Origin of the sequence: Gemmiger formicilis, assembly GCF_900167555.1 — a bacterium.
In the GTDB taxonomy this organism is placed as follows: Bacteria; Bacillota; Clostridia; order Oscillospirales; family Ruminococcaceae; genus Gemmiger; species Gemmiger formicilis.
The window spans coordinates 1-22,345 of sequence record NZ_FUYF01000007.1 but is presented as its reverse complement, the minus strand read 5'-3'; the positions used below and the strand labels follow the sequence as shown (position 1 = coordinate 22,345).

20 protein-coding genes are annotated in these 22,345 nt (G+C 59.4%); 6 read left to right on the top strand and 14 right to left on the bottom strand.

Features of this window, described 5'->3' with window-relative positions:
• Positions 1-323: 323 nt before the first annotated feature.
• From B5D32_RS07600 to B5D32_RS07580, 5 genes are all read left to right on the top strand, one after another.
• Positions 324-2,369 carry a diguanylate cyclase domain-containing protein gene (locus B5D32_RS07600; RefSeq protein ID WP_078784463.1) on the top strand — a complete coding sequence of 682 codons (2,046 nt, stop codon included), beginning with the start codon at positions 324-326 and terminating at the stop codon, positions 2,367-2,369.
• An 18-nt stretch (positions 2,370-2,387) separates the two neighbouring features.
• Positions 2,388-2,732: an Hpt domain-containing protein gene (locus tag B5D32_RS07595; RefSeq protein ID WP_078784462.1), complete on the top strand. Its 345-nt coding sequence runs from the start codon at positions 2,388-2,390 to the stop codon at positions 2,730-2,732.
• Between the two features lie 132 nt (positions 2,733-2,864).
• Complete coding sequence (locus B5D32_RS07590) at positions 2,865-5,789, top strand: ATP-binding protein (RefSeq protein WP_078784461.1); 2,925 nt, start codon at positions 2,865-2,867, stop codon at positions 5,787-5,789.
• 156 nt (positions 5,790-5,945) lie between these two features.
• A complete protein-coding gene (locus B5D32_RS07585; RefSeq protein WP_078784460.1) occupies positions 5,946-7,592 on the top strand; it encodes a CTP synthase in 1,647 nt (548 codons plus the stop codon).
• Positions 7,593-7,858: 266 nt separating this feature from the next.
• On the top strand, positions 7,859-8,518 hold the full coding sequence (locus B5D32_RS07580) for a phosphatase PAP2 family protein (protein ID WP_242943416.1): 660 nt from the start codon (positions 7,859-7,861) through the stop codon (positions 8,516-8,518).
• A 107-nt stretch (positions 8,519-8,625) separates the two neighbouring features.
• Here the strand turns inward: B5D32_RS07580 and B5D32_RS07575 are convergent, their stop codons facing one another.
• The 8 genes from B5D32_RS07575 to B5D32_RS07540 all read right to left on the bottom strand — a co-directional run bounded on the left by B5D32_RS07575 (position 8,626) and on the right by B5D32_RS07540 (position 15,841).
• Complete coding sequence (locus tag B5D32_RS07575; protein WP_078784459.1) at positions 8,626-8,973, bottom strand: EamA family transporter; 348 nt, start codon at positions 8,971-8,973, stop codon at positions 8,626-8,628.
• Positions 8,970-9,329 carry a DMT family transporter gene (locus B5D32_RS07570; protein WP_078784458.1) on the bottom strand — a complete coding sequence of 120 codons (360 nt, stop codon included), beginning with the start codon at positions 9,327-9,329 and terminating at the stop codon, positions 8,970-8,972. The genes B5D32_RS07575 and B5D32_RS07570 overlap by 4 nt, the downstream gene beginning before the upstream one ends.
• The gene (locus B5D32_RS07565; protein ID WP_078784457.1) at positions 9,326-10,267 is read right to left on the bottom strand and encodes a glycosyltransferase family 2 protein; all 942 of its coding nucleotides are present in this window, start codon (positions 10,265-10,267) and stop codon (positions 9,326-9,328) included. Before B5D32_RS07565 ends, B5D32_RS07570 begins: the two co-directional genes overlap by 4 nt.
• A gap of 22 nt (positions 10,268-10,289) precedes the next feature.
• A complete protein-coding gene (locus B5D32_RS07560; protein WP_078784456.1) occupies positions 10,290-11,801 on the bottom strand; it encodes a hypothetical protein in 1,512 nt (503 codons plus the stop codon).
• A 1-nt stretch (position 11,802) separates the two neighbouring features.
• Positions 11,803-12,339 carry a GNAT family N-acetyltransferase gene (locus tag B5D32_RS07555; protein ID WP_078784455.1) on the bottom strand — a complete coding sequence of 179 codons (537 nt, stop codon included), beginning with the start codon at positions 12,337-12,339 and terminating at the stop codon, positions 11,803-11,805.
• Positions 12,340-12,623: 284 nt separating this feature from the next.
• Positions 12,624-14,123, bottom strand: coding sequence for a hypothetical protein (locus tag B5D32_RS07550; RefSeq protein WP_078784454.1), 1,500 nt, complete (start codon positions 14,121-14,123; stop codon positions 12,624-12,626).
• Positions 14,113-15,243 carry a dTDP-4-amino-4,6-dideoxygalactose transaminase gene (rffA, locus tag B5D32_RS07545; protein WP_078784453.1) on the bottom strand — a complete coding sequence of 377 codons (1,131 nt, stop codon included), beginning with the start codon at positions 15,241-15,243 and terminating at the stop codon, positions 14,113-14,115. Before rffA ends, B5D32_RS07550 begins: the two co-directional genes overlap by 11 nt.
• 103 nt (positions 15,244-15,346) lie before the next feature.
• On the bottom strand, positions 15,347-15,841 hold the full coding sequence (locus B5D32_RS07540) for a hypothetical protein (protein ID WP_078784452.1): 495 nt from the start codon (positions 15,839-15,841) through the stop codon (positions 15,347-15,349).
• Between the two features lie 256 nt (positions 15,842-16,097).
• On the opposite strand from B5D32_RS07540, the gene B5D32_RS07535 reads away from it, so the two are divergent.
• Entirely contained in the window at positions 16,098-17,264 is a 1,167-nt protein-coding gene (locus B5D32_RS07535) for an aminotransferase class I/II-fold pyridoxal phosphate-dependent enzyme (protein WP_078784451.1), read from the top strand.
• A gap of 318 nt (positions 17,265-17,582) precedes the next feature.
• Here B5D32_RS07535 and B5D32_RS07530 read toward each other — a convergent pair whose 3' ends face one another.
• From B5D32_RS07530 to B5D32_RS07505, 6 genes are all read right to left on the bottom strand, one after another.
• On the bottom strand, positions 17,583-17,951 hold the full coding sequence (locus tag B5D32_RS07530) for a BlaI/MecI/CopY family transcriptional regulator (RefSeq protein WP_078784450.1): 369 nt from the start codon (positions 17,949-17,951) through the stop codon (positions 17,583-17,585).
• A 309-nt stretch (positions 17,952-18,260) separates the two neighbouring features.
• A complete protein-coding gene (locus B5D32_RS07525; protein WP_159447007.1) occupies positions 18,261-18,593 on the bottom strand; it encodes a sigma-70 family RNA polymerase sigma factor in 333 nt (110 codons plus the stop codon).
• A gap of 7 nt (positions 18,594-18,600) precedes the next feature.
• Positions 18,601-20,421: a recombinase family protein gene (locus B5D32_RS07520; RefSeq protein WP_078784448.1), complete on the bottom strand. Its 1,821-nt coding sequence runs from the start codon at positions 20,419-20,421 to the stop codon at positions 18,601-18,603.
• Between the two features lie 31 nt (positions 20,422-20,452).
• Positions 20,453-20,593: a hypothetical protein gene (locus tag B5D32_RS07515; protein ID WP_200805177.1), complete on the bottom strand. Its 141-nt coding sequence runs from the start codon at positions 20,591-20,593 to the stop codon at positions 20,453-20,455.
• A 473-nt stretch (positions 20,594-21,066) separates the two neighbouring features.
• Positions 21,067-21,330, bottom strand: coding sequence for a Rossmann-fold NAD(P)-binding domain-containing protein (locus tag B5D32_RS07510; RefSeq protein ID WP_338108539.1), 264 nt, complete (start codon positions 21,328-21,330; stop codon positions 21,067-21,069).
• Between the two features lie 154 nt (positions 21,331-21,484).
• Positions 21,485-22,345, bottom strand: an 861-nt coding sequence (locus tag B5D32_RS07505; protein ID WP_143402702.1) for an LPXTG cell wall anchor domain-containing protein, incomplete at its 5' end; no start/stop codon positions are given.

Below are 22,345 nucleotides of genomic sequence, written 5' to 3'. Positions count from 1 at the left end.
GCAAGGCTGCGGGCCGGGCATGCCCGGCCCCTACGTTCTACGCGGGGGAGCGATTTACCTCTCCCCGGGGTGTTTTCCGGTGCCACCGGCGGGCACGGAGCGGTCAAGACCGCTCCCTACAAACCACCCGCTATCGCTGCATCGCGGGGGAGGCTTTTTCTTTTTGGCACATTTTTTCATCTTTTTTGCGCTTTTGGAATATTTTTCGATTGTTTTGCACAAATTGGTTGCTTTTGCGGTTCCTATTATACTATAATGATAAAGCATTGGAGAATGTACATTTTTACCGCGCGTTTGCTCCGCTTGTAATTATAGGTGAAGTCATGAGTGATAAAGAGAAAATCCTGATTGCGGACGACTCCGCGATGAACCGCGCCATCCTGACGGAGATGCTGGGTGACGGTTATGAGATTCTGGAGGCGGAAAACGGCAGACAGGCTGTGGCCATTTTGCAGTCCGCGACGGACATCGACCTGCTTTTGCTCGATATTATGATGCCCGAGATGGACGGCTTTGAAGTGCTGGCCATGATGAACAAATACCACTGGATCGACGAGGTCCCCGTCATCATGATTTCGGCGGAGAATGCGTCCAGCTACGTCGAGCGTGCCTATGATCTGGGCGCTACCGACTATATCAGCCGCCCGTTTGACATGGCCGTCGTGCGCCGCCGCGTCATCAATACCCTGATGCTTTACGCCAAACAGAAGCGGCTGGTCCGCCTTGTGGCCGAGCAGGTCTATGAAAAAGAGAAAAGCAACTCCACGATGATCAACATACTGAGCCATATTGTGGAGTTCCGCAACGGGGAGAGCGGTATGCACGTGCTGCATATCCAGACAGCCACCGATATTCTGCTGCACACGCTTGTGCAGAAAACCGACAAATACCACCTGACCGCCGCGGATATTTCGCTCATCAGCACCGCTTCGGCGCTGCATGACATCGGCAAGATCAACATTCCCGAATCCATCCTGAACAAGCCCGGCAGGCTGACGAAGGAAGAATTCGAGGTCATGAAAACCCACACCACAATTGGTTCGGAGATTCTGGAAAAGCTGCCGTTCCAGCAGGAGTCCGACCTTGTCAAGACGGCCTACGCTATATGCCGCTGGCATCATGAGCGCTGGGACGGGCGCGGCTACCCGGACGGGCTTAAAGGTGAGCAGATCCCCATCGCCGCGCAGGTCGTGTCTTTGGCCGATGTATACGACGCATTGACAAGCGAGCGCTGCTACAAAAAAGCGTTCGACCACGACACCGCGGTGAAGATGATCCTGAACGGGGAGTGCGGGCAGTTCAACCCGCTGCTGCTGGAATGCCTGACCGAGTGCGGCGCGCAGCTGCATGCCGAGCTGAGCATTGCTTCGGACACCGGCAACCAGCTGCACCGCCTGGCAGATGCACAGCATATTTCCGATGCCCTCCTGCGGGAGAGCGCACTGCCCGGGCAGAATCATATAGTGCAGTCGCTGTCCCGCATGCAGCAGAAGGGTCGGTTCTTTAACCAGAGCGTCCGCTGCATACAGTTTGACTATGACAGTGCCACCGGTCATCTTTCCTTCTCGGCGTGGGCGGCGGAGCACATGGGCGTGCCCAAGGATCTGCACCTGCCCGATGAAGTCGAGGAAACCGGGTTTGCCCCTGCGGATATTGCGCGCATCCAGAAGGCGCTGCGCGCCACCAGCCCGGAACACCCTTACACTGAGCTTTCGATGCTGCTGCCCGTTGACGGCGAGCTTCGCTGGCATCACGTGCGCCTGTGCTCCCTGTGGAGCGATGACAGCGTACCCACGTATATCGGCGCTGCCGGGCAGGCCGACCCTGCAGAGCAGTTTTTTGACTACCATCATGACCTCTACCATGATGTCCTGACCAACGCCTATAACCGCCGCTTCTTTGAGAAGCAGCTGCGGAAGCTCATGGAAGTGGATGCCATAGCCATGCTGGACCTTGACCAGTTCAAGCAGATCAACGACGTCTACGGCCATCATGCCGGCGACGACGCGCTGCGCATTCTGGTGAGTGCGGTAACGGCCTGCGTGCGCAGCCGCAACGATGCACTGGTGCGGTACGGCGGCGACGAGTTTTTGCTGATTTTCCCGCATATCCCGGAGCATATCTTTATAAAGCGGCTTGAGCAGATCCGCGCGACGGTACAGGCGCTGCACATGATCGAATACCCCGACCTGCATCTGACGGTCAGCATCGGCGGTGTGTACGGTGCCTGCACCCTTGACCCCGGCATCCGTCAGGCGGACAAGCTGCTGTATCAGGCCAAGGAGTGCCGGAACAAATGTATCACCGCAGCATTTTCCGCAGAAGAAGCAGAAAAACCAAAGCCAAATCAGGAATCCGATAAATTGTAAGAAAGAAGAAGGTCCCCTATGACATTGCAGGAATTTTATGACCGCATCGGCGGCGATTACAAGGCAACCATCAGCCGACTGCCCAGCGAGGCACTCATCAAAAAGTTTGTGCTGAAATACCCCGGCGACCCCAGCTTCAACCAGCTGAAGGACGCGCTGGCCGCCCAGGACTGGGAGCTGGCCTTCCGCGCCAGCCACACGCTGAAGGGCGTGGCCCAGAACCTTGGCATGGACCGCCTGTATAAGACCGCCGCCACGCTCTGCGACGCAGTCCGCGGCCCGAAGCCGCTGGAGGATGCCAGCCTCTGGCCGCCGGTGGTGGCCGCGCATGAGGAAGTGCTGGCCGCGATCCGGGAGCTGTAAAAACATCCGAGATGATGCCCGCGGCGGACGACACCGAAGCTGCCCGGGCCATGCCTGCAAAATATACGTGCGGCGCCGCGGGCCCTGCATCCCTGCCCGGCTGCCGCGCTAAAAAGACCGGAGCTGTTTTCGATGAATAAGAAGGAGAATCCCGGCGCAAGCAGACGCGGGGCAGCCATGCTGCTGTTGTTCAGCCTGGCTGTCAGCGTTCTGCTTGGCTTTGCCATGCCCGTGCACGCCGCGGACGATGGCCGGGCCACCTTGCGCACCCTGCGCGTCGGCTTCTACCCCTACACCGGCTACATGGCCACCGCTGCAGACGGCAGCCGCAGCGGCTACGCCTATGAGCTGCTGCAGGACATTGCCCAGCATGAGAACGTAACCTTTGCATACTCCTGCCTGGACGGCAACACCCAGCAGGCCATGCAGCAGCTGGCTGCCGGGCAGATCGACCTGATCCCGGTGCTGCGAAGGACTGCGGAGCGCGACGAGCAGTTTGCCTTTTCCGCCGAGCCCATCGGCACGGTGGCGACGATGCTGACCGTCAAAGCCGGCAACCGCAGCATTGTGGCCGGCGACTACGACACCTTCGACGGCATAACTGTCGGCATGAGCCGCAGCGGCAATGGCCGCAATGAGAGCTTTCGAGCCTACGCCGAGGAGCACGGTTTCCGCTACACTCCGGTGTACTATGACACCGACGAGGAGCTGTCCAGTGCATTGCGCAACGGGGAGATCACCGCCGCAGCCTCCAACCGGCTGCGCGAGACGAAGAACGAATGGATCATTGACACCTTCGACGAGCAAAGCATTTACATAGCCATGCGCAAGGATGACACCGTCACCCAGCAGCTGGTCAACGATGCCATCAGCAAAATCAACCGCAACGACCCCAGCTGGCGCACGACCCTGTTCAACAAATACTACACCGGCAGCCATACCAGCAGCAAAATTTACCTGACCGACGCCGAGGAAAACTATGTCATCGCCTGCAACGATGCAGACACGGTGTTCACGGTGCTTGTCAACCCGGACCGCTACCCTTACTCCTACATGACGCCGGACGGCATGCCCACCGGCATCATGGTGGATATTTTCCAAAAGGCAGCAGGCCGGGCGCGGCTGCGCTACAAATTCCTGAAGCCCGCGGACCGCAGCGAGTACAAGGCCATGCTGGCGGACGGGCAGGCGGATTTTGTCATTGACCTGACCGACGACATGTCCCAGGCGGAGAACTACGGCTACAAGCTGACCGACAGCTATCTGTCGGCGGAGTTTTCCTGGGTGCTGCTGCGCCGCCATAACGGCGGGCTGAACAATGTCGCTGTCGCATACGATTTTTCCCCCTCCGCGCTGGAAATGCCCGGCCTGAGCGACACGGCTCATATAGAATACCTGGATTCCTTTGATGACTGCCTGGCTGCCGTGCACGCCGGGACCGTCGATGCCTACTATACCTACACCTACCAGGCCGAGCGCACGGTCTTTGACGACACGCGCAACGAGCTGCGCTCGATGCTGAGCGGCGAGCAGCGCAATTTCTGCATCGGCGTCCGGCAGGACTACGATGTGCTGCTGCGCACTGTGCTGAACAAGAGCATCGACAGCCTGACCCGCGCCGAGATCAGCACCATCACCAACACCTACGTCAACCTGGGGCAGCAGCCGTTCTCTCTGACGCGGCTGGCCTATCAGTATCCGGCCATTATCGTGCTGACCTGCCTGTGCGTTCTGGTTACCGCGGTCTGCATCGCTCTGGTCATCCGCGCCCAACGGTTCCGCGCCGAGACCGAAAAAGCCCTGCGCAAGGCCGAGGAGGCCAGCGTCGCCAAGACGGAGTTCCTGTCCAACATGTCCCACGACATCCGCACGCCCATCAACGGCATTATGGGTATGCTGGACATTGCCGAGGACAACTTTGACAACAAGGCCCGCGTGCGGGACTGCATGACCAAGATGCGCGGTGCGGCGTCCCACCTGCTCTCCCTCATCAACGACGTGCTGGACATGACCAAAATCGAATCCGGCAATATGCAGATGCTGGACACGTCGTTTGATCTGCGGGCGCTGCTGGATTCCTGCTGCTCCATCGTGGAGGGCCAGATCGTGGACCGGCACATGACCTTCACAAAGCAGATCGGCCCGTTCTGGCACCCGTACCTGATCGGCAGTGAGCTGCATATCCGGCAGGTGCTTATCAACATTCTTTCCAACGCCGTCAAGTACACGCCCGACGGCGGCGAGATCAACTTCCGCGCCAAGGAAACGCTGTTTGAAGAAGGTCTTGTCCACCTGCGGATGGAGATCAAGGACAACGGCATCGGTATGAGCGAGGAATTCCTGCAGCATATTTTTGAGCCGTTCACGCAGGAGCAGCGCTCGAGCCGCACCCACTACAAGGGCACGGGTCTGGGCATGGCCATCACAAAGAAGCTCGTTGACCAGATGCACGGCTCGCTCGATGTCGAGAGTGAGCCCGGCAAGGGTTCGACCTTCATTGTGCGGCTGTCGCTGCCCTTGGGCACACCGCCCAAGGCCGAGCCGTCCGTGGTCGTGCGGCATGCCGCATCGGCAGCCGCGTCCGGCAGCAGTTGGGGCGATGCCTCCGCCGCGGGGGCAGAGACTGCCGCGCCTGCCCCAGCGGCAGCGGAAACGGTGCTGCCGCTGGCAGGGCTGCACCTGCTGCTGGCCGAGGATAACGAGCTGAACAGCGAGATCGCCACGACCCTGCTGGAGGAGCAGGGGGCCAAAATCACCGCCGTTGAGAACGGCAGACTGGCGCTGGAGGCCATCCAGAACGCAGCGCCGCGCACCTATGACGTGATTCTGATGGACGTCATGATGCCCGAGATGAACGGACTGGAGGCTACCCGGTGCATCCGGGCATTTGAGGGCAAGGGGCCCGGCGAGGGCACACCCATCATCGCCATGACGGCCAATGTCTTTGCCGACGACGTGAAGGCCTGCCTGGACGCGGGCATGAACAGCCACGTGGGCAAGCCGCTGGACATGAAGGTGCTGATCGGCGAGATCCTGAAGTACACGGACGCTCGCTGAAGAATCCAAAGTAAAACCCACTTTTTGCAAATTTAATAAAGAAAATATGCCCGCCATATTGCAAAAGCTGTTTTTTCCGATGTATAATGGAAAGGATAATTTTTTGGGATATGGCGGGCGCTGTTGTTTGGCATCCGCCGACATGGAGGGTGAATTATGGCAACGAAGTATATTTTTGTGACCGGCGGCGTTGTGTCGGGCCTGGGCAAGGGCATCACAGCGGCCAGCCTGGGACGTCTGCTCAAGACCCGCGGACTGAAGGTGGCCAGCCAGAAGCTGGACCCCTACATCAACGTTGACCCGGGCACGATGAGCCCGCTGCAGCACGGCGAGGTGTTCGTGACCGACGACGGCACCGAGACAGACCTCGACCTCGGCCATTATGAGCGCTTCATCGACGAAAATCTGAACAAATACTCGAACCTGACCACCGGCAAGGTCTACTGGAACGTCCTGAACAAGGAGCGTCAGGGCGCTTATCTGGGCCAGACCGTGCAGATCATCCCCCACATCACCAACGAGATCAAGAGCTACATCTATAATCTGGCCAAGAGCACCGAGGCGGACGTCGTCATCACCGAGATCGGCGGCACCACCGGCGACATTGAGAGCCAGCCCTTCCTGGAGGCCATCCGTCAGGTCGGTCTGGAGCAGGGCCCCGAGAACTGCTGCTATATCCATGTCGTACTGGTGCCCTACATCTCCGGCTCCGACGAATACAAGTCCAAGCCCGCGCAGCACTCCTGCAAGGAACTGCAGGGCATGGGCATTGCGCCGAACATCATCGTCCTGCGCGCCGACGGCCCTGTAGGCAACGACATCAAGCGCAAGATCAGCATGTTCTGCAACGTGCGCCCCGACTGCGTCATTGAAAACCTGACGATGCCGAGCCTGTATGAGTGCCCGCTGATGCTGGAATCCGCCGGTCTGACGAACGTCGTGGCCCGCCAGCTGCACCTGCAGACCCCGCCGAGCGATCTGACCGAGTGGAAGGCGCTCATCAGCCGCATTGCGACCCGCAGCAAGACCTGCACGATTGCGCTGGTTGGCAAGTATGTCAAGCTGCACGACGCTTATTTGAGCGTCATGGAGAGCCTGTACCACGCGGGCTTTGAGAACGAGAGCAAGGTCGAGATCAAGTGGGTCGACAGTGAGCATCTCGTCGACCAGGACTGCTGCGCCGACGAGCTGGGCGACGTGGACGGCATCATTGTGCCGGGCGGCTTTGGCGACCGCGGCATCGAGGGTATGATCCAGGCTGCGCAGTACGCGCGTGAGAACCACGTGCCCTATTTCGGCATCTGCCTGGGCATGCAGATCATGGTCATGGAGTACGCCCGCAACGTACTGGGCTACGCCGACGCCAACTCCAGCGAATTTACGCCCGAGGGCCAGCACAACGTCATTGACCTGATGCCGGACCAGCAGGGCGTTGAGACGAAGGGCGGCACGATGCGTCTGGGCAAGTACCCCTGCGTCATCACACCGGGCACGAAGATGGCCGACTGCTACGGCACGACGGAGATCGACGAGCGCCACCGCCACCGCTATGAGTTCAACAACGAGTTCCGCGCCGAGTTCGAGGAGAAGGGTCTGGTCATCGCCGGTACCAGCCCGGACGGACGCCTTGTGGAGGCTGTGGAGATCCCGGGCCGCGATTTCCATCTGGGCGCGCAGTTCCACCCCGAGTTCAAGAGCCGCCCGAACCGTGCGCACCCCCTGTTCAAGGGCTTCATCGCCGCCGCGCTGAAGTTCCAGAGTGAGCACACCCCGACCGACCATCCCGCGGTACTGGGAGAGTAAAATACAGTATAAGCCGAGGAGCTCGTCCTTTAGTGACGGGCTCCTTTTTGCTGCCCCTACCGCTCCGCCATTTGTTTGTTTACAACTCTTTCACATCTGTAACGCATTATTCCCGCGCGGCTATTCGTATTAGTATACAGAAGGCGGCAGGGACAAAATCTCCACAATATCCTGTCGAAAACACAGCTGCGAATTGTGCGGATTGTCGCTTGTTTTGTGCGCCGCGTGCGGCGTATAATAGTACATCATCGAAAGGGTGTAAATGTATGCGTAACTGGTGTTCGCGCCATCCGGTCTGGTTCATGGCGCTCTATACTTTGTTTTACTTATCGTTTTTTGCGCTGCTGGAGCGCACGATCCAGACACCGGATCTGTGGGTACACTGCCGGCTGGACGATTTGATTCCGTTCTGCAAATATGCCATTGTACCGTATATTTTGTGGTTTCCGTGGATCCCGTTTACGCTGTTTTATCTGCTGTATAAGGCCCCGCGGGAGGATTTCTGGCGGCTGTGCATTCCGCTGTTCACCGGCATGACGATGACGCTTCTGTTCTATGCCATTGTGCCTAACGGTCTTGCCCTGCGCCCGAAGTACGTGCCGGGCACCGACATTTTTGCGCAGCTTGTGCGGATGATCTACCGCAGCGACACGCCGATGAACGTCTGCCCGTCCATCCATGTGTTCAACTCGGTCACGCTGATGCTGGCGTACTACCGCAGTGCAATCTTTGATGCCCCACGCCGCCGCTGGATGCGCCCCGCCGCCATGGTGCTGTGTGTGTCGATCTCGCTGTCCACGATACTGCTCAAGCAGCACAGTGTCATTGACGTGGTGTTTGGCCTGCTGCTGGCGCTGGTGCTGGATCATGCCGCCACCGTTTTGCAGAGAAGCCCGGTGCAGCGCCGCGTACCGGAGAGGCTGTAATAAAGAGTACGTAGGTTCTTTCTTTGCAAAGAAAGAACCAAAGAAATTCCAAATGCCCAAATAAAAAACGTCCTGTCTGCGCAATGTTGCAGGCAGGACGTTTTTAGTTACAGCGCATATACAAGGATGCCGACCAAAATCATCGCCAGTGCGGCGAGCTTTTTGGGGTTCATCTTCTCGTGGAAGATCGTAACACCAAAAATCGTGACGTAAATATAGCCTGTTGCTTCCAGTACAGGCCCGACGTTGAGCGGAACGCCCTTGTAGGCCAGCATCGTTAAGAGCGTGCAGCCCACAAAAAGGGCATAGCCTAAAATCACCCGCCAGTCGGTGTACTCCGCCAAGACCGACTTGTGCTCCCGCAGTGCGGCCTTCTTCAAAAGCACCTGCGAGACCGCGGAGAGGAACGTGCTGCACAGATACAGCAGCACATAGGGCAGCTGTGCCTGACTCATTTGCCGCCCTCCCCCTCATTGTCGGCCCGTACAAAAAGCACGATGCCGCATATAATGATGACCGCACCGATGACCTGGCGCGGCGTGACGGCCTCACCGAAAACGGCCAGACCCAGCAGAATGCCCCACACCACGGTGACGGCCTTGTTCGCGTAGGCCGTCGTCAGCGGCAGATGCTTGATGACCTGCTGCCAGCCCACCGCATAGGTAACAAGCGCCAGCAGCATCAGGCCGTACAGCACGATAAACGCCGCACTCAAAAACGGCTGCTGCGCGGCCAGCTTGCTGCACACGCTGCTGCCCGCATAGATGCCCAGGATCACATGCAGCAGCAGGAACCATTTTGCCTGCTTCATGCGTCGTTCTCCTCATGCCGGATGACCTCGCGCTCGACGTACTGGGGCGCGGCGTTGGCACACATGTAGATGCGGCCGACGTACTCGCCCATAATGCCCAGTACGACCAGGATCATGCCGCCGAGCAGCAGCAGCAGCGCCGTGGTGGACGCCCACCCGATGGGGGCCGCCGCGCGGGTAAAGTGGTCGATGATGATATAGATAAAGTAGAGAAAGCCCGCCATGGCAAACAGCGTGCCGATGTAGGTCGCAATGCGCAGCGGCTTGACGGAAAACGACGTAAAGCCGTTCATCCAGAGATTCAGCAGCTTGCTCAGCGTGTAGCCGCTGCGGCCCTCCTCACGGGCGCGGTGGTGCACCGGCACGTTGCAGATGCGCTTGGTGGAGCGCAGCACCAACCCGATGACGTAGGGGTAGCAGTGCTCATAGCGCAGCATCTCGTCCACAATGAAGCGGCGCGCCGCAAAGTAGCTGTTGACGACGAGCTCCGGCGGCTTGCCCAGCATGATCTCGGTCATTTTGCTGTTGACCCAGCTGCCCAGGTTGCGCCAGCCGGCCTGACGCTTCGTGTCATAGCTGGCGTAGACGACGTCATAGCCCTCGTCAATTTTTGCCAGCAGCTTGCCGACCTCATCCGCCGGGGTCTGGCCGTCGTCGTCGAGGCAGACGACGATGTCGCCGCTGCACTTGTGAAAGCCCGCCATCAGCGCCGCATGCTGGCCGAAGTTTTTCGCCAGATCGACGCCCACGACATGGCTGTCCGCCGCCACAAGGCTGCGGATCGTGCCGAAGGTATCATCCGGCGAGCAGTCGTTCACCAGAATGACCTCGTAGTCATACTGCGGCAGGGTCTGCATGGTGGCGGCGATCTCTGCCACCACGCCCCCCACGGTGTGCTGGGAGCGGTAGCACGGGATCACGTAAGATATTTTCTGCATAGCTGTGTACTTCCTTCTGCGCTCACGGGCGCTTATAGATCACCAGATCCTCGGTGGAGACGACCTGCTGCCAGTTCTCGGCCAGCAGACGGGCGGCAACGCGGGTGTCGTGGCCGCACATCACGTAGCGGGAGGAAATCGGGTTTTCCTCGTCCCAGAGGTAGCTGTTTTTATCAAATTCAATGCCCATACCCGCGGGCACGGCGTAGAGATAGCCGTGGAACACCCCGTCGTCATAGGCGTAGGCCAGCGTGTGGTCCCAGGGGTCGGCCCCGGCATCCTGCACGCTGGCGATCAGGGCGGCCTCGACGGTCTGCATCTGGGCGGCCATTTCGGCGTTTTTCTCGGGCAGGCTGCCGCGCTGGAAGTTCATCGGCAGCAGCAGGACGACGAGCACCGGCAGCCAGACGGCAGCGGGCGCGGCGTCCTCGACAACGACGGCCCCCAGCAGCAGGATGGCCAGCAGCATCATGTGGCGCGGGTCGATGTTGTACATGAACAGCAGCACCAGCGCAATGACCGCGCTGCAAAACAGCGCACAGCCCTTGAGCACCAGCGGGCGGCCTTTGTGCTTATCCCAGACAAGGCAGACCACCGCGACGAGCACAACGGCCAAAAACGTCACACAGCCGCCGCCGATGTAGGTCGTCTCACCGTGGAGTGTGGGCAGAATATCGTCCCGCCAGGCCGCGTGCAGCAGGGCCGCGGCGCGGGCGCACTCATAGCGGACCGCCGCCACGGGATGGAGCTGCAATAACAGACGGATGCCGTCAAAGTCCATGCCGCCGTCGCTGAAATAGGGCGCAGCGAGCTTGGCCATGGCGAACAGCGAAACCGCGAACCCGCCCGCCGCCGTGCCCAAACAGGCCGCGCGGCGGCGCTTATTCTGCCAGACCGCCGTAAACGGGAACACCCAGAACAGCAGCGCGTAGGGGCGGAAGATCGTTTCCACCGCGCAGGCCGCGGCACAGGCAATCAGCCAGCCAGTCTTGCCGCTGCGGTGCAGGGCCGCCGCCGTGCCGACGATGAGGAGCGCCAGCATGTAGTGCATGGCCTCCGACGCGCCGCTGACGCAGGAGCGAAGCGGCAGCATGATGCTGAACAGTGCGCCGCACAGCGCGATGCACTGCCAGTAATTCAGCCGCGCGCAGCGGGCAAACACCGCGATGCCCACGGCAATCAGCAGTAAATTGCACCACAGCACGACGTTTACGCTGGCACCGAACAGCAGACCCGGCAGCGCGTAGGCCCAAATCAGCAGCGGGCCCCAGGTACCGTAGCGGCCAATATCCGCGGTGGATTCCTGATAGCCGAAATACCCCTGCGGCCCGCCGTGGGTCAGCACACTGACGACCTGGCGGTTATAGAGCGCCTCGTCGTTGTTCATCGTGGTGGGCAGCCAGACCTCATTCAGCGGCGTGCGGTAGCACAAAAAGTAAAAGCCCGCAAGGAACACGACTGCCCCCAACGCGCAGAGCAGCGCATTGGGGGTCTTTTGCAGGCAGGTTCGGATTTTCTGCATCGGTTTTTTCACGTCAGTTCTCCGCCAGCTTGGCCATAAAGACGACGTCGCGGTAGGCTCCGTCCAGCAGCTCCATATCGCGGAAAACACCTTCCTGCACAAAGCCGGCCTTTTCATAGCTGCGGCGCGCGGCGGCATTTTCGGCCAGCACGCGCAGGCTGATGCGGTGCAGGTGCAGCGTATCAACGCCGAATTGTGTGAACAGGCGGGCTGTCTCGGTGCCAATGCCCTTACCGCGGGCGCTTTCCTCACCGATGAAGATGCCGTACTCGGCGCTGCGGTTGTGGTTGTCAATATCGCGGTAATAGACCGACCCAACGGGCTTGCCGTCGGCGTTGTCGAGGATGATATACTGCACGACCTGGCCGGTGGCGACCTTCGTCGCCAGCCAGCTGCGGTGCATCTCCGGCGTGAAGGTCTGGCGGAAAATGAAGTTCTGCACGACAGACGGCGTGTTGCGCCACTTGACGATAAGGTCCGTGTCGGCGTCGGTGATGGGGCGCAGCGTGACCGCTGTGCCGGTCAGGACGGGGAGAGTGGGTGTGTTCATGGAGGATTCTCCTTGCTCTTTTTACCTTGCTTGTAGGGGCGGGCATTGCCCGCCCGTGCCCGTTTGCCACGGGAAGGGCCATCCCGAAAGGACGCTGCTACGTCAGGCTGGCGGGCGAACAATGTTCGCCCCTACAGTCTCTACAACGCAAAATCGGCGTTTGGGGCAGACGGCCCGGGCGGATATGGAATCCGCCCCTACGGTGCGGGGGGCGATGCTTGCATCGACCCACAGCTATAGGACGGACGCCTGTGGGAAGGCCGCGGGCCGGGCATGCCCGGCCCCTACATTGTGCCGTGCTCGTACAGCACGCCCCTGTCGCTCTCGTACAGCACCGTCCAGCCGTCGGCTTGTAAGCGGGCGGCGGTGGGGGTGTCGGCGGCGGTCAGGACGTAGCGGGAATGAATCTCATGGGCCGGGTCGGTCAGGTAGGCGGCCTCGTCAAACTGGATGCCCATGCCGTCCGGCACGCCGTAGAGCAAACCACAGTGCACGGGGTCGCCAAAAGCGTAGGCCACGGTGCTGTCCCAGGGGTCGGCGCTCGTCACAGCGGACCGGCTCTCGGTCAGCGCGGCCTCGATTTGCTGCACCGCGGCGTCCCATTCGGCGCTGTAGCGCGGCATGGTGAAGCCGTCTGCCAGATTCAGCACGCCGAGCGCGGCCAGCACCAGCGCGGCGGCTGCCGTGCCCGCGGCGGGGCGGGCGTCCTCCACAAGGAGCGCCGCCAGCAGCAGCACATCCAGTACAACCGTATGGCGGGAGCCCTCAACGGGGCGGTACATCAGCAGCAGCGCCAGAAAAACGATGACCGCAGTCACGGCAGCGCAGCCCTTCCAGAACACGGGCCGCCCGGCGCGGGCATCCACAATCAGGCAGACCAGCGTCACGCCCAGCAGCAGGAAAAACAGCAGGTACTGTCCCCCGCTGCGGTTTGCCAGCTGGTCGGCCAGCATTTCGGCCACGGTGCGCAGGGCGTCCAGCAGCTTGTGTGCCATGTCCCTGACGGCGGAGACCACCTGCCCGCGGGCCAGCTCCTGCAGCGGGCTTACATCGACATTGGTAAAGAAGTAGGGCGCGTAGAATTTGGACATCAGCACGAGCGTGCCGCCCAAGGAAACCGTCCCGCCCGCCACGCAGACAGCGATGCGGCGGCGGTCCTGCCGGCACAGCGCCAGCGGGAACAGCCAGAGCACGGCCTCATAGGGGCGCACGAGCGTGGCAACCGCGCACAGCGCACACAGCCCCGCCCACGCGGCGCGGCTTTTGTCCCGCCGCGCCAGAATGCCGCAGCCCAGCACCGCCAGCATGAGCGCATAATGCAGCGGCTCCTGCATGGCGGAGAACACATAGCGGATCGGCGCGTTCATGGCGGCCAGCGCCGCGGCAAAGGCCAGCTGGCGCTTCCAGCCAAGCCGTGCGGCCCGGGCGAAAAACGTCCAGCCCAGCACGACGAACAGCAGGTTGCACCACAAAAAGGCATTCTGCCCGCGCAAAAGCAGCCCCGGCAACGCATAGACCAGAAAAACCGCCGGCCCCCACGCGGCGTAGGTGCCGACGGCGGCGTGCGACTCATTGAAGCCGAAGTACCCCTGCGGCGCGCCGTACTGCACGGCGGCGGCCAGCTGCTTGCTGTAGATGACCTCGTCGCTCCAGGAGCTGACCGGCAGGAAGATCTCCGTCACCGGCACCCTGTAGACGACCAGCTCATACGCCAGCAGGAACACCAGCGCGGCGGCAGCGGTGCAGAGTGTGTGCGCCCAGCCTGGCAGGGCCTTACTGCGCATAAAATTCCAGGACCTTGGCAATGACCTTATTGCGGTCTGCCTCAGTCAGGCCGTAGTACATCGGCAGGCGGACGAGGCGCTCGCTCTCGGCGGTGGTGTAGACGTCCGCGCCGTCAAAGCGGCCAAACTTCTGGCCCGCCGGGGCGGAGTGCAGCGGGATATAATGGAACACGGCCAGAATATCGTTTGCCTTCAGGTAGCGGATCAGCGCGGTGCGCTCCTCCAGATCCCTGCATTTCAGGTAGAACATGTGGGCGTTGTGCACGCAGTCCGCCGGGATGGTGGGCAGCTCGACCCTGCCCGCGTCGGCCAGCGGCCGGAAGGCATCGTGGTAGGCGTTCCAGGTCGCCATGCGGTTGTCGTTGATCTCGTCGGCATGGAGCAGCTGCGCCCACAGATAGGCGGCGTTCAGCTCACTGGGCAGGTAGCTGTCGCCAAAATCGACCCATGTGTATTTGTCCACCTGACCGCGGAAGAACTTGGCGCGGTTCGTGCCCTTCTCGCGCAGGATCTCCGCGCGCTCATTGTACGCGGGATTGTTGATGACGAGTGCGCCGCCCTCGCCCATCGAGTAGTTCTTTGTCTCGTGGAAGGAGTAGCAGCCGAAATCACCGATGGTGCCCAGTGCCTTGCCCTTGTAGCTGCTCATAACGCCCTGCGCCGCGTCCTCGACGACCTTGAGGTCATGGCGGCGGGCAATGTCCATGATGGTGTCCATCTCACAGGCGACACCGGCGTAGTGCATGGCGATGATGACCCGCGTCTTATCGGTGATGGCCTGCTCGATCTTCGTCTCGTCGATGTTCATCGTATCAGGGCGGATGTCCACAAAGACGAGCTTCGCCCCGGCCAGCACAGCGGCGGTGGCGGTGCTGGAGAAGGTGAAGCTGGGCAGAATGACCTCGTCACCGGGGTGAATATCGCACAGCAGCATGGCCATGTCCAGCGCCGTAGTGCCGCTGGTGGTCAGCAGGACCTTCTGGGCGTGGAAGCGCTCCTCCAACCAGGCGTTGCACTGCTTGGTAAAGGCGCCGTCGCCGCAGATTTTATGAGAGTCGATGGCCTGCTTGACGTAGTCGAGCTCGTCGCCCACGCAGGGCGGTACGTTAAAAGGGATCATAGTAAAAGCCTTCCTTCCGGCTGGATTTTTATAATTATATTTAGTATAACACAGTTTGCGGTATTTGTCACTTTATCGCGGAACGGATTTGCGCAAAATTGCCCTATTTTTTTATGCGCGCGTCGTTGTAGGCGCGGATCATAATGGCCGCAAACCAGAGCATGACGACGCTGAACACCACAAAGCTGACGGCGGCGACGGAGGTCAGCGACGGTATAAAGTGCGTGACGGTGTAGACGGCCAGCGGCACGGCGGCAATGTACGGCATTTTGCTTTGCTGCCGCCCTGCCAGCCGCACCAGCACGAGTGCCGCGCCCCAGAACAGCCACAGGTCTACCGCGCGCAGCGCCGGAGCCAGCCGTGCCCACGCCCCGCCGGTCTGGCTGCCGCAGAGGATCAGCTCCAGCACAAGCCCCGCCGCGCCGAACACGGTAGGCAGCCTGGTTTTGGAGGCCAGCAGCAGATAGCCCACAAGGGCCAGCACGGTGAGCGAGACCTCCTGTATGGCGGCATTTTCCGGCACGGCCAGCAGGGCGCGCCCCGCCGCCGCCACACCGACGAGCAGATAAGCCAGAGCGGTTTTATTGCGTTTGTCCATAGTGATAATACTCCTGATCGTAATGCACCGGTAGGGGCCGGGCATGCCCGGCCCGCGGCCTTCCCGCAGACGTCCGCCCGCCATACAGCTGCGGGCCGCATATATGCGGCCCCTACCGTATTTCAATTTAATTTTTATTATACCTCTTTTATAACCCCCTTGCAAGCGCTGGCGCGGCGGCGTATAATGAGGATGTTTATACAAGAAAATGTGCGTTTTTTGTATAAAACTACATCAATAAGCGAGGTTTTGGGATATGGAGTTTTCTCGTCGTCTGGACCTGTTCGGGCCGGAGATTTTCGCGGCGCTCAACGACAAAAAGGTCGCGTTGGAGGCCGAGGGCCGTCATCTTTACAATTTAAGCGTCGGAACGCCGGATTTTGCACCGGCGGACTACCTGAAGCAGGCGCTCATCGACGCCGCGCAGGACAACGAAAACTGGAAGTACAGCCTGCGCGACCTGCCCGAGATGCTGGAGGCTGTCTGTGGCTACTACAAGCGCCGCTTTAACGTGGACACCATCACCCCCGACGAGGTCATGAGCTTCTCCGGCAGCCAGGACGGCATCGGCCATCTGGGCCTGGCGCTCTGCAACGACGGCGATCTGGTGCTGCTGCCCGACCCCTGCTACCCCGTCTTTATGACCGGCTCCAAGCTGGGCGGTGCCGAGCCGTGGTACTACAAGCTGACGAAGGAGAACCACTTCCTGCCCGACGTCACCTCCATCCCGGAGGACGTGGCCCGCAGGGCCAAGCTCATGCTGGTCAGCCTGCCCGCCAACCCCGTGGGCAGCATCGGCACGCCGGAGCTCTACGCCGAAATCGTCGATTTCTGCCGTAAATACGACATTCTGCTGGTACATGACAACGCCTACAGCGATATTATCTTTGACGGTGCCCACGGCGGCAGCATCTTCAACACGCCGGGCGCCGAGGAATGCGCTGTGGAGTTCTTCTCTTTGAGCAAGAGCTTCAACGTCACGGGCGCGCGCATCAGCTTTTTGGTGGGGCGGCGCGATGTCATCGCCGCCTGCAAAAAGCTGCGCACTCAGATTGATTTCGGTATGTTCCTGCCCATTCAGAAGGTCGCCATCGCTGCCCTGACCGGCCCGCTGGACGGCGTGCAGCGCCAGTGCGGCGAGTACCAGCGCCGCCGCGACGCCCTGTGCGGCGGTCTGCGCGGCATCGGTTGGAATGTGCCCGACAGCCACGGCAGCATGTTTGTCTGGGCCCCGGTGCCCGCCGGGTACAAGACGAGCATGGAATTCTGCCTGGCCCTGATCGACAAGGCCGGCGTCATCTGCACCCCCGGCTCGAGCTTTGGCCCGAGCGGCGAGGGCTACGTCCGTTTTGCCCTGACGATGCCCGTTGAAAAGATCGGCAAGGCCGTACAGGCGATCAAAAACAGCGGCATCCTGGGGTAATTTGCCCGCTTTTTAAGGCGGCTGGGGGCGCTGTGTTTGCCCGCCGCGTGTCGAAAAACCTCCCTCTGTGAGGGAGGTGCCCCGTAGGGGCGGAGGGAGAGAGCCTTGCCATTGCCCGAAATATTTCGGGCAATGGCACAGTTCTCTCCCACACCGCCTGCGGGCGGAGCCCCCTCGCAGAGGGGGCCAAGGGATGAGCACACCTTTTTCGACAGTCCGGGGCAAACTGCGTTCGCCCCGGCAGAGCCATCCTTCCTAATAAAGAACACCGCCGATCCGGGTCACGGGTCGGCGGTGCTTTTTTGAACAAATCATTGATTACTGTGCGTTTTCACGCAGGGCGGCACGCATTTCCTTCTGGATGGCAGGGGTCGTTTCCACCTTCTGCATCAGGGCCGCGATCAGCTCGGGAAGCTGCTTCGCGGGCAGCTGCTCTGCAATGACCGAGGCCAAGTACTCAGCGTGGGACATGGCAGGCTCAAACGTGCGGGCATAGGTCTTACCACTGCGCACGAAGCCAACCTCCCGCAGAACACCCTTCTCCATCAGGCTGTTCAGCATCGAAAAAATCGAGCGTTCCTTCCATTTACGGTCAACACAGGTTTTCACGACTTCCGTCTGTGCCATCGCGTGATCCGCCTGCCAAAAAATTTCCATGATCTGTTGTTCGCTTTTTGTCAGATGCACGTTGGTATACCTCGCTTTAAAAAATGTCTACACTCCTATAGTATCCGCTTGTCAGCAAAATGTCAATGAGTTTCCGAAAATTTTTTCAAGTTTTTCTGGTTATTTCATAACAGTTTACAAATCTGGCACATTTGGCGGGCAGCTTCGTACATTTCCCGATTTATGTCATAGATTCGACAGTTTACAAAAGTGTGGCATATATGTGGCACGTTTTGCCGCATCACGCCACACTTTTGCCGCAAATGGTATTTCGTGTACCCCCCCCCCCATCATTTTTTAGTTGATTTCATCCTCTTTGCGCCGTTCCTGTCATTCCGCCGGCCACCGGCCGCGCAGGTACTCGAGTGCGCGCTTTTCCAGCCGCGAAACATAACTGCGGCTGATGTGCAGCGCCTGCGCCGTCTGCTGCTGGGTCTTGGGCGCACCGTCAAATCCATACCGCTGCCGCATAATAGCGCGTTCCCGGGCGGGCAGAGCGTCCACCAGCGCACGCAGCCGGGCGGCGTCGGCGCGGCTCTCGCAGCCGGCCTCCATGTTGACTTCATCGGGCAGGGTGTCCGCCAGCGTCAGCTGCCCGTCCGCCTCGAGCGGCTCCTGCAGCGACAGCGTCACCCCCGTCCGCCGCCCCCGCCGCAGGTCCATGCGGAGCTCATTCGCTATCCTCCCCCCAACGCGCTTTTGCGGAGCTGAGGGGCTGCGTTTTTCCCAAGGAGTCATCCTCCTCGTCCTCGTAATCCACATCGGCAAACGCCTCCAAATCATCCGTGTCGTCCTCATCATCGCTGCCGCCGCTTACCGTCGGAAGGTCCGGGTACTCGATTTCTTCGTCTGGCACCCCAAACAGCACCACATGGGCGTTCGTGCCATCCCAAAACACCTTGCGGACAAGAGTACGAATTGCTGCGCGTTTTTCCTCCACGGTCATGGTATCAATATTAGATTTGAACATCGTCAGCAGCTGCCGGAACACATCAAACTCAATGTCACTAAGGTGGTACTGCTCTGTCAGACTCTCCAACTCCTGAATCCGGGAATCAATGTTCCGACACTCCTGACTCAGCTTCTCGATTCGCTTGATGACAAGCCCTTTCGCTGTGCTGTCATCCACAGCCGCGAGAGAGTCCACCAGCGCCTCTACCTTCTTCTCGGCCTCGGACTTATCGCGGCGGGCAGCTGCAAGGCGGTCCTCATAGTCGGTGCGGTTGCCTGTGTAGAATTTTCGGCTTTGCTCCAGCTGTGCGATGAACGTGCCCTGATTGTCCTCCATCACTTTGATTTGCTCGATGATTGCCAAGTCCAGCGTATTGCCGTTGGCGTTCCGCTCATTACACAGCTTATGCTTGCTGCGGTCCTTCATTTTGCAGACGTAGGTGTAAATTCGTTTTCCGTCCGCCGTCTTGCGCTTGCTCAGCTTCGGATACATTCGACTGCCGCAGCGGCAGAACAGAAGTCCCGTCAGCAGCGCTTCATTGCCGCGCGGTTTGCGGTAGGCTTTCGACTTATTGCGGTACAAAGATTCCTGTATCCGTATCCACTCCCTGCCGGGAATAATACCGGGATGCTCCCCCACCGATACGATCCATTCTTCCGGCGACAGATACCTTGTGGCACGTCCTTTCTCCTGATCGGTTCGATTGTAGACCATCAGTCCATGTACACCGTCAAAGGCCGCTTTGTCCGAGAAGAGGTCTGCATCCTTATTTACAAGGTAGTTATACACTTCATCGTCGGCTATAACATACACAGGGTTTTGCAAAATCGACTTGATGGAGAAGCGCGTGTGGTATTTGCCGTTTTTCGTCTTGATGCCGCGCTTCATCAGCTCCGCTTCCGTGTACGTCAGTGAATCCGATTCTTGAAAAATCTTGTAGATCAGCCGAATCGTATCTGCTTCTTCCGGGACCAGCTTCAGCTTGCAGGCCTTTTTCGATTTACCGTCCACCGTTATGTGCTTGACGCTCTCCGATGCGTACCCCGTCGGGGTCGTTCCGCCCAGCCAGCGGCCGGTCTTTGCCAGTTCGTGCATATTGTCGCGGATGCGCTCAGCAATCGTCTCGCGTTCCAGCTGCGAGAAAACCGAGGCAATGTACATCATGGCGCGACCCATCGGCGTGCCGGTGTCAAACTGTTCCCGGATGGAAACAAAGGCAATGTCCAACCGACTTAATTCTTCAATCAAGGTGGAAAAATCGCTGACATTACGGCTGATACGGTCAAGGCGGTACACGACGATTGCCTTGAATTTGTGCTCATGGGCTGCCTTCATCATCCGCTTGAAGTCCGGGCGGTTCAGGTTGCCGCCGGAAAAGCCTTCGTCTTCATAGACGACCATCGACTCCGCATAGGCATCCCCATAGTGAGTGCGGATATATTCCCGGCTCAGTTCGACTTGGTTGCCGATGCTCTCACCCTTGCCGGTAAACTTTGACTTTCGGGAATACACAGCAATACAGTCTTTATTTTTTGCCATTGTCAGCCCTCCTTACGATAGCGTATCCTTGTCACACAAGGGTGCGCAGGTATTCTTCCACATTTTGATATTGAATGCCCTCTACCACTTGGCTTTTCCCACGGTAGAGGACGAATTTCCCTGTGATGGGGCCATAGCGGTGCTCTGTCTGGGCGCATTTTTTCTCGTCCACCAGATGACGATACTGCTGTGGCTGCTCTGTCGCCCGGATGTCATAGAGCGATTAAACTCTCTGCTGTTGCAAGAACTCCAGCTGCCTTGCCGTACAATGTTATGTAGAACGGCGTAGACAATGTTTCATATTCTTCCTGCGTCTCGATTTTAGCACCAATCGCTTTCTCTATTGCAGCCCTTTCCAACACCAGAATGTAGCAGTGCTTGAGCTAATTTAAGATTTCCAGCGAGGCATAATCGGCATCACCACTTACAAAAGCATGCGCATCAGCATACTGCATTTTTGTGCGGCTAGCTACTACGATAGTACTATTCGGATACTGTTCCTGGTACGATGCGATATCCAGAATAAAATTCATCTGGCAAGTGATTGACGGTAATTCGTTATAGCCATCCAAAAGAAGAAGCGTATTATTGCATTCGTCTTCCTCTAAAACGCCGGATTTTTCCCTGCGTTGGTCACCTGATTCATCACCCCATACCGGCCGCCGAGCCGTACAGGTTATACCCCAGCAGCCCATCAAGCGAAAAATTGTTGTTGCGCACCTTGATATACGCCTTGCAGATGCGGCGGTTCGCGGCCAGCGCCATGGCGTGCTCGGCCACTGCCTCGGGGCTGTAGCCCGGCACCCGCAGCACCGTGATGCCGTACCGCTGCGCCGCCGACAGGTCCACATGATTGACCCGGCGCAGCGCAGCAGCAGGCAGCGGATGCCCGCCTGCTATACCGCCCATATCCCTATGCCTGTATGACAAAAAAGTACCCCCGCACGGCTTGCACCGTGCGGGGGTATTGTTGTGTTGAATCACATGGGGCTTGGTGGATGCTAACGCGCCCAACCAGGAGCGGCAGCATTGGGTACCGCTACCCTATGGGGAAACCACACAATTAGTCTTTCTTGCGCAGAACGAGGCCGTAAACGCCGTAGCCCATCAGCAGGGCAACAACTGCCAGGCTGCCGCCGATCAGCGGAGCAGCATTGGTAGCACCGGTCTTAGGCAGAACCTTGGTGGTGTTAGCCGGGGCAGCGGCAGCCTTGACGACCTGCTTCTGGCTGGCAGAAGTGTTGGTCGTGTTGCTGGAAGAGGAAGCGCTGGAGGAAGAGGTGCCATTGTCGCTCTTAACATCCTGGAAGACGGGGGTCAGGGTAACCCAGGCATTGCCTTCGTTATCCCAGTTGCCGTTCAGCAGAGCCTTCAGGGTGTCGAACTTGACATGCTCGCCCTTGACAAAGTTAGTGGTCTTGCCACCGTTCTTGTACTGCCAGCCGATCAGCTTCTTGCCAGCGGGAACCTTGCCGTCGTACAGGTTGTCGGTCAGGATGGTGAACTCGTCCTTAGCGGTGAAGTTGTTCTGCGGAGCAGCAACATCTTCCTGAGCGCCGTCCTTATCCTCGACATACTTGATGGTGATGTTCTTCAGCTCGACGTCGGTCTTCAGGTCGGCGTAGAAGTTCAGGTAAGCAACACCGTCCTTATCGACGTTCTTGCCAGCCAGTTCCTTCAGGGACTCGAAGGTGACCTTCTCGCCAGCGGCATACTTAGCACCGTTCTGGAACAGAGTCCAGCCAGTCAGCTTCTCGCCGTCAGCCAGATTGATGACGCCAGCAGCATCGGGCAGGACATACCACTCGGAAGCAGCAGTCAGCTCACCGGTAGCGAAAACAGAGGTAGCGCCGTCAGCCTTGGTGAAGATCATCTTGATCTTGGTCAGGGAGACTTCAGGCTTCTTGACCTCGCGAACCTTAAC

Coding starts and splice junctions, on each gene's coding strand:
- B5D32_RS07600 (WP_078784463.1), top strand. CDS start 324: ATGAGTGATAAAGAGAAAATCCTGATTGCGGACGACTCCGCGATGAAC.
- B5D32_RS07595 (WP_078784462.1), top strand. CDS start 2,388: ATGACATTGCAGGAATTTTATGACCGCATCGGCGGCGATTACAAGGCA.
- B5D32_RS07590 (WP_078784461.1), top strand. CDS start 2,865: ATGAATAAGAAGGAGAATCCCGGCGCAAGCAGACGCGGGGCAGCCATG.
- B5D32_RS07585 (WP_078784460.1), top strand. CDS start 5,946: ATGGCAACGAAGTATATTTTTGTGACCGGCGGCGTTGTGTCGGGCCTG.
- B5D32_RS07580 (WP_242943416.1), top strand. CDS start 7,859: ATGCGTAACTGGTGTTCGCGCCATCCGGTCTGGTTCATGGCGCTCTAT.
- B5D32_RS07575 (WP_078784459.1), bottom strand. CDS start 8,973: ATGAGTCAGGCACAGCTGCCCTATGTGCTGCTGTATCTGTGCAGCACG.
- B5D32_RS07570 (WP_078784458.1), bottom strand. CDS start 9,329: ATGAAGCAGGCAAAATGGTTCCTGCTGCTGCATGTGATCCTGGGCATC.
- B5D32_RS07565 (WP_078784457.1), bottom strand. CDS start 10,267: ATGCAGAAAATATCTTACGTGATCCCGTGCTACCGCTCCCAGCACACC.
- B5D32_RS07555 (WP_078784455.1), bottom strand. CDS start 12,339: ATGAACACACCCACTCTCCCCGTCCTGACCGGCACAGCGGTCACGCTG.
- B5D32_RS07550 (WP_078784454.1), bottom strand. CDS start 14,123: ATGCGCAGTAAGGCCCTGCCAGGCTGGGCGCACACACTCTGCACCGCT.
- rffA (WP_078784453.1), bottom strand. CDS start 15,243: ATGATCCCTTTTAACGTACCGCCCTGCGTGGGCGACGAGCTCGACTAC.
- B5D32_RS07540 (WP_078784452.1), bottom strand. CDS start 15,841: ATGGACAAACGCAATAAAACCGCTCTGGCTTATCTGCTCGTCGGTGTG.
- B5D32_RS07535 (WP_078784451.1), top strand. CDS start 16,098: ATGGAGTTTTCTCGTCGTCTGGACCTGTTCGGGCCGGAGATTTTCGCG.
- B5D32_RS07525 (WP_159447007.1), bottom strand. CDS start 18,593: ATGGACCTGCGGCGGGGGCGGCGGACGGGGGTGACGCTGTCGCTGCAG.
- B5D32_RS07520 (WP_078784448.1), bottom strand. CDS start 20,421: ATGGCAAAAAATAAAGACTGTATTGCTGTGTATTCCCGAAAGTCAAAG.
- B5D32_RS07510 (WP_338108539.1), bottom strand. CDS start 21,330: ATGGGCGGTATAGCAGGCGGGCATCCGCTGCCTGCTGCTGCGCTGCGC.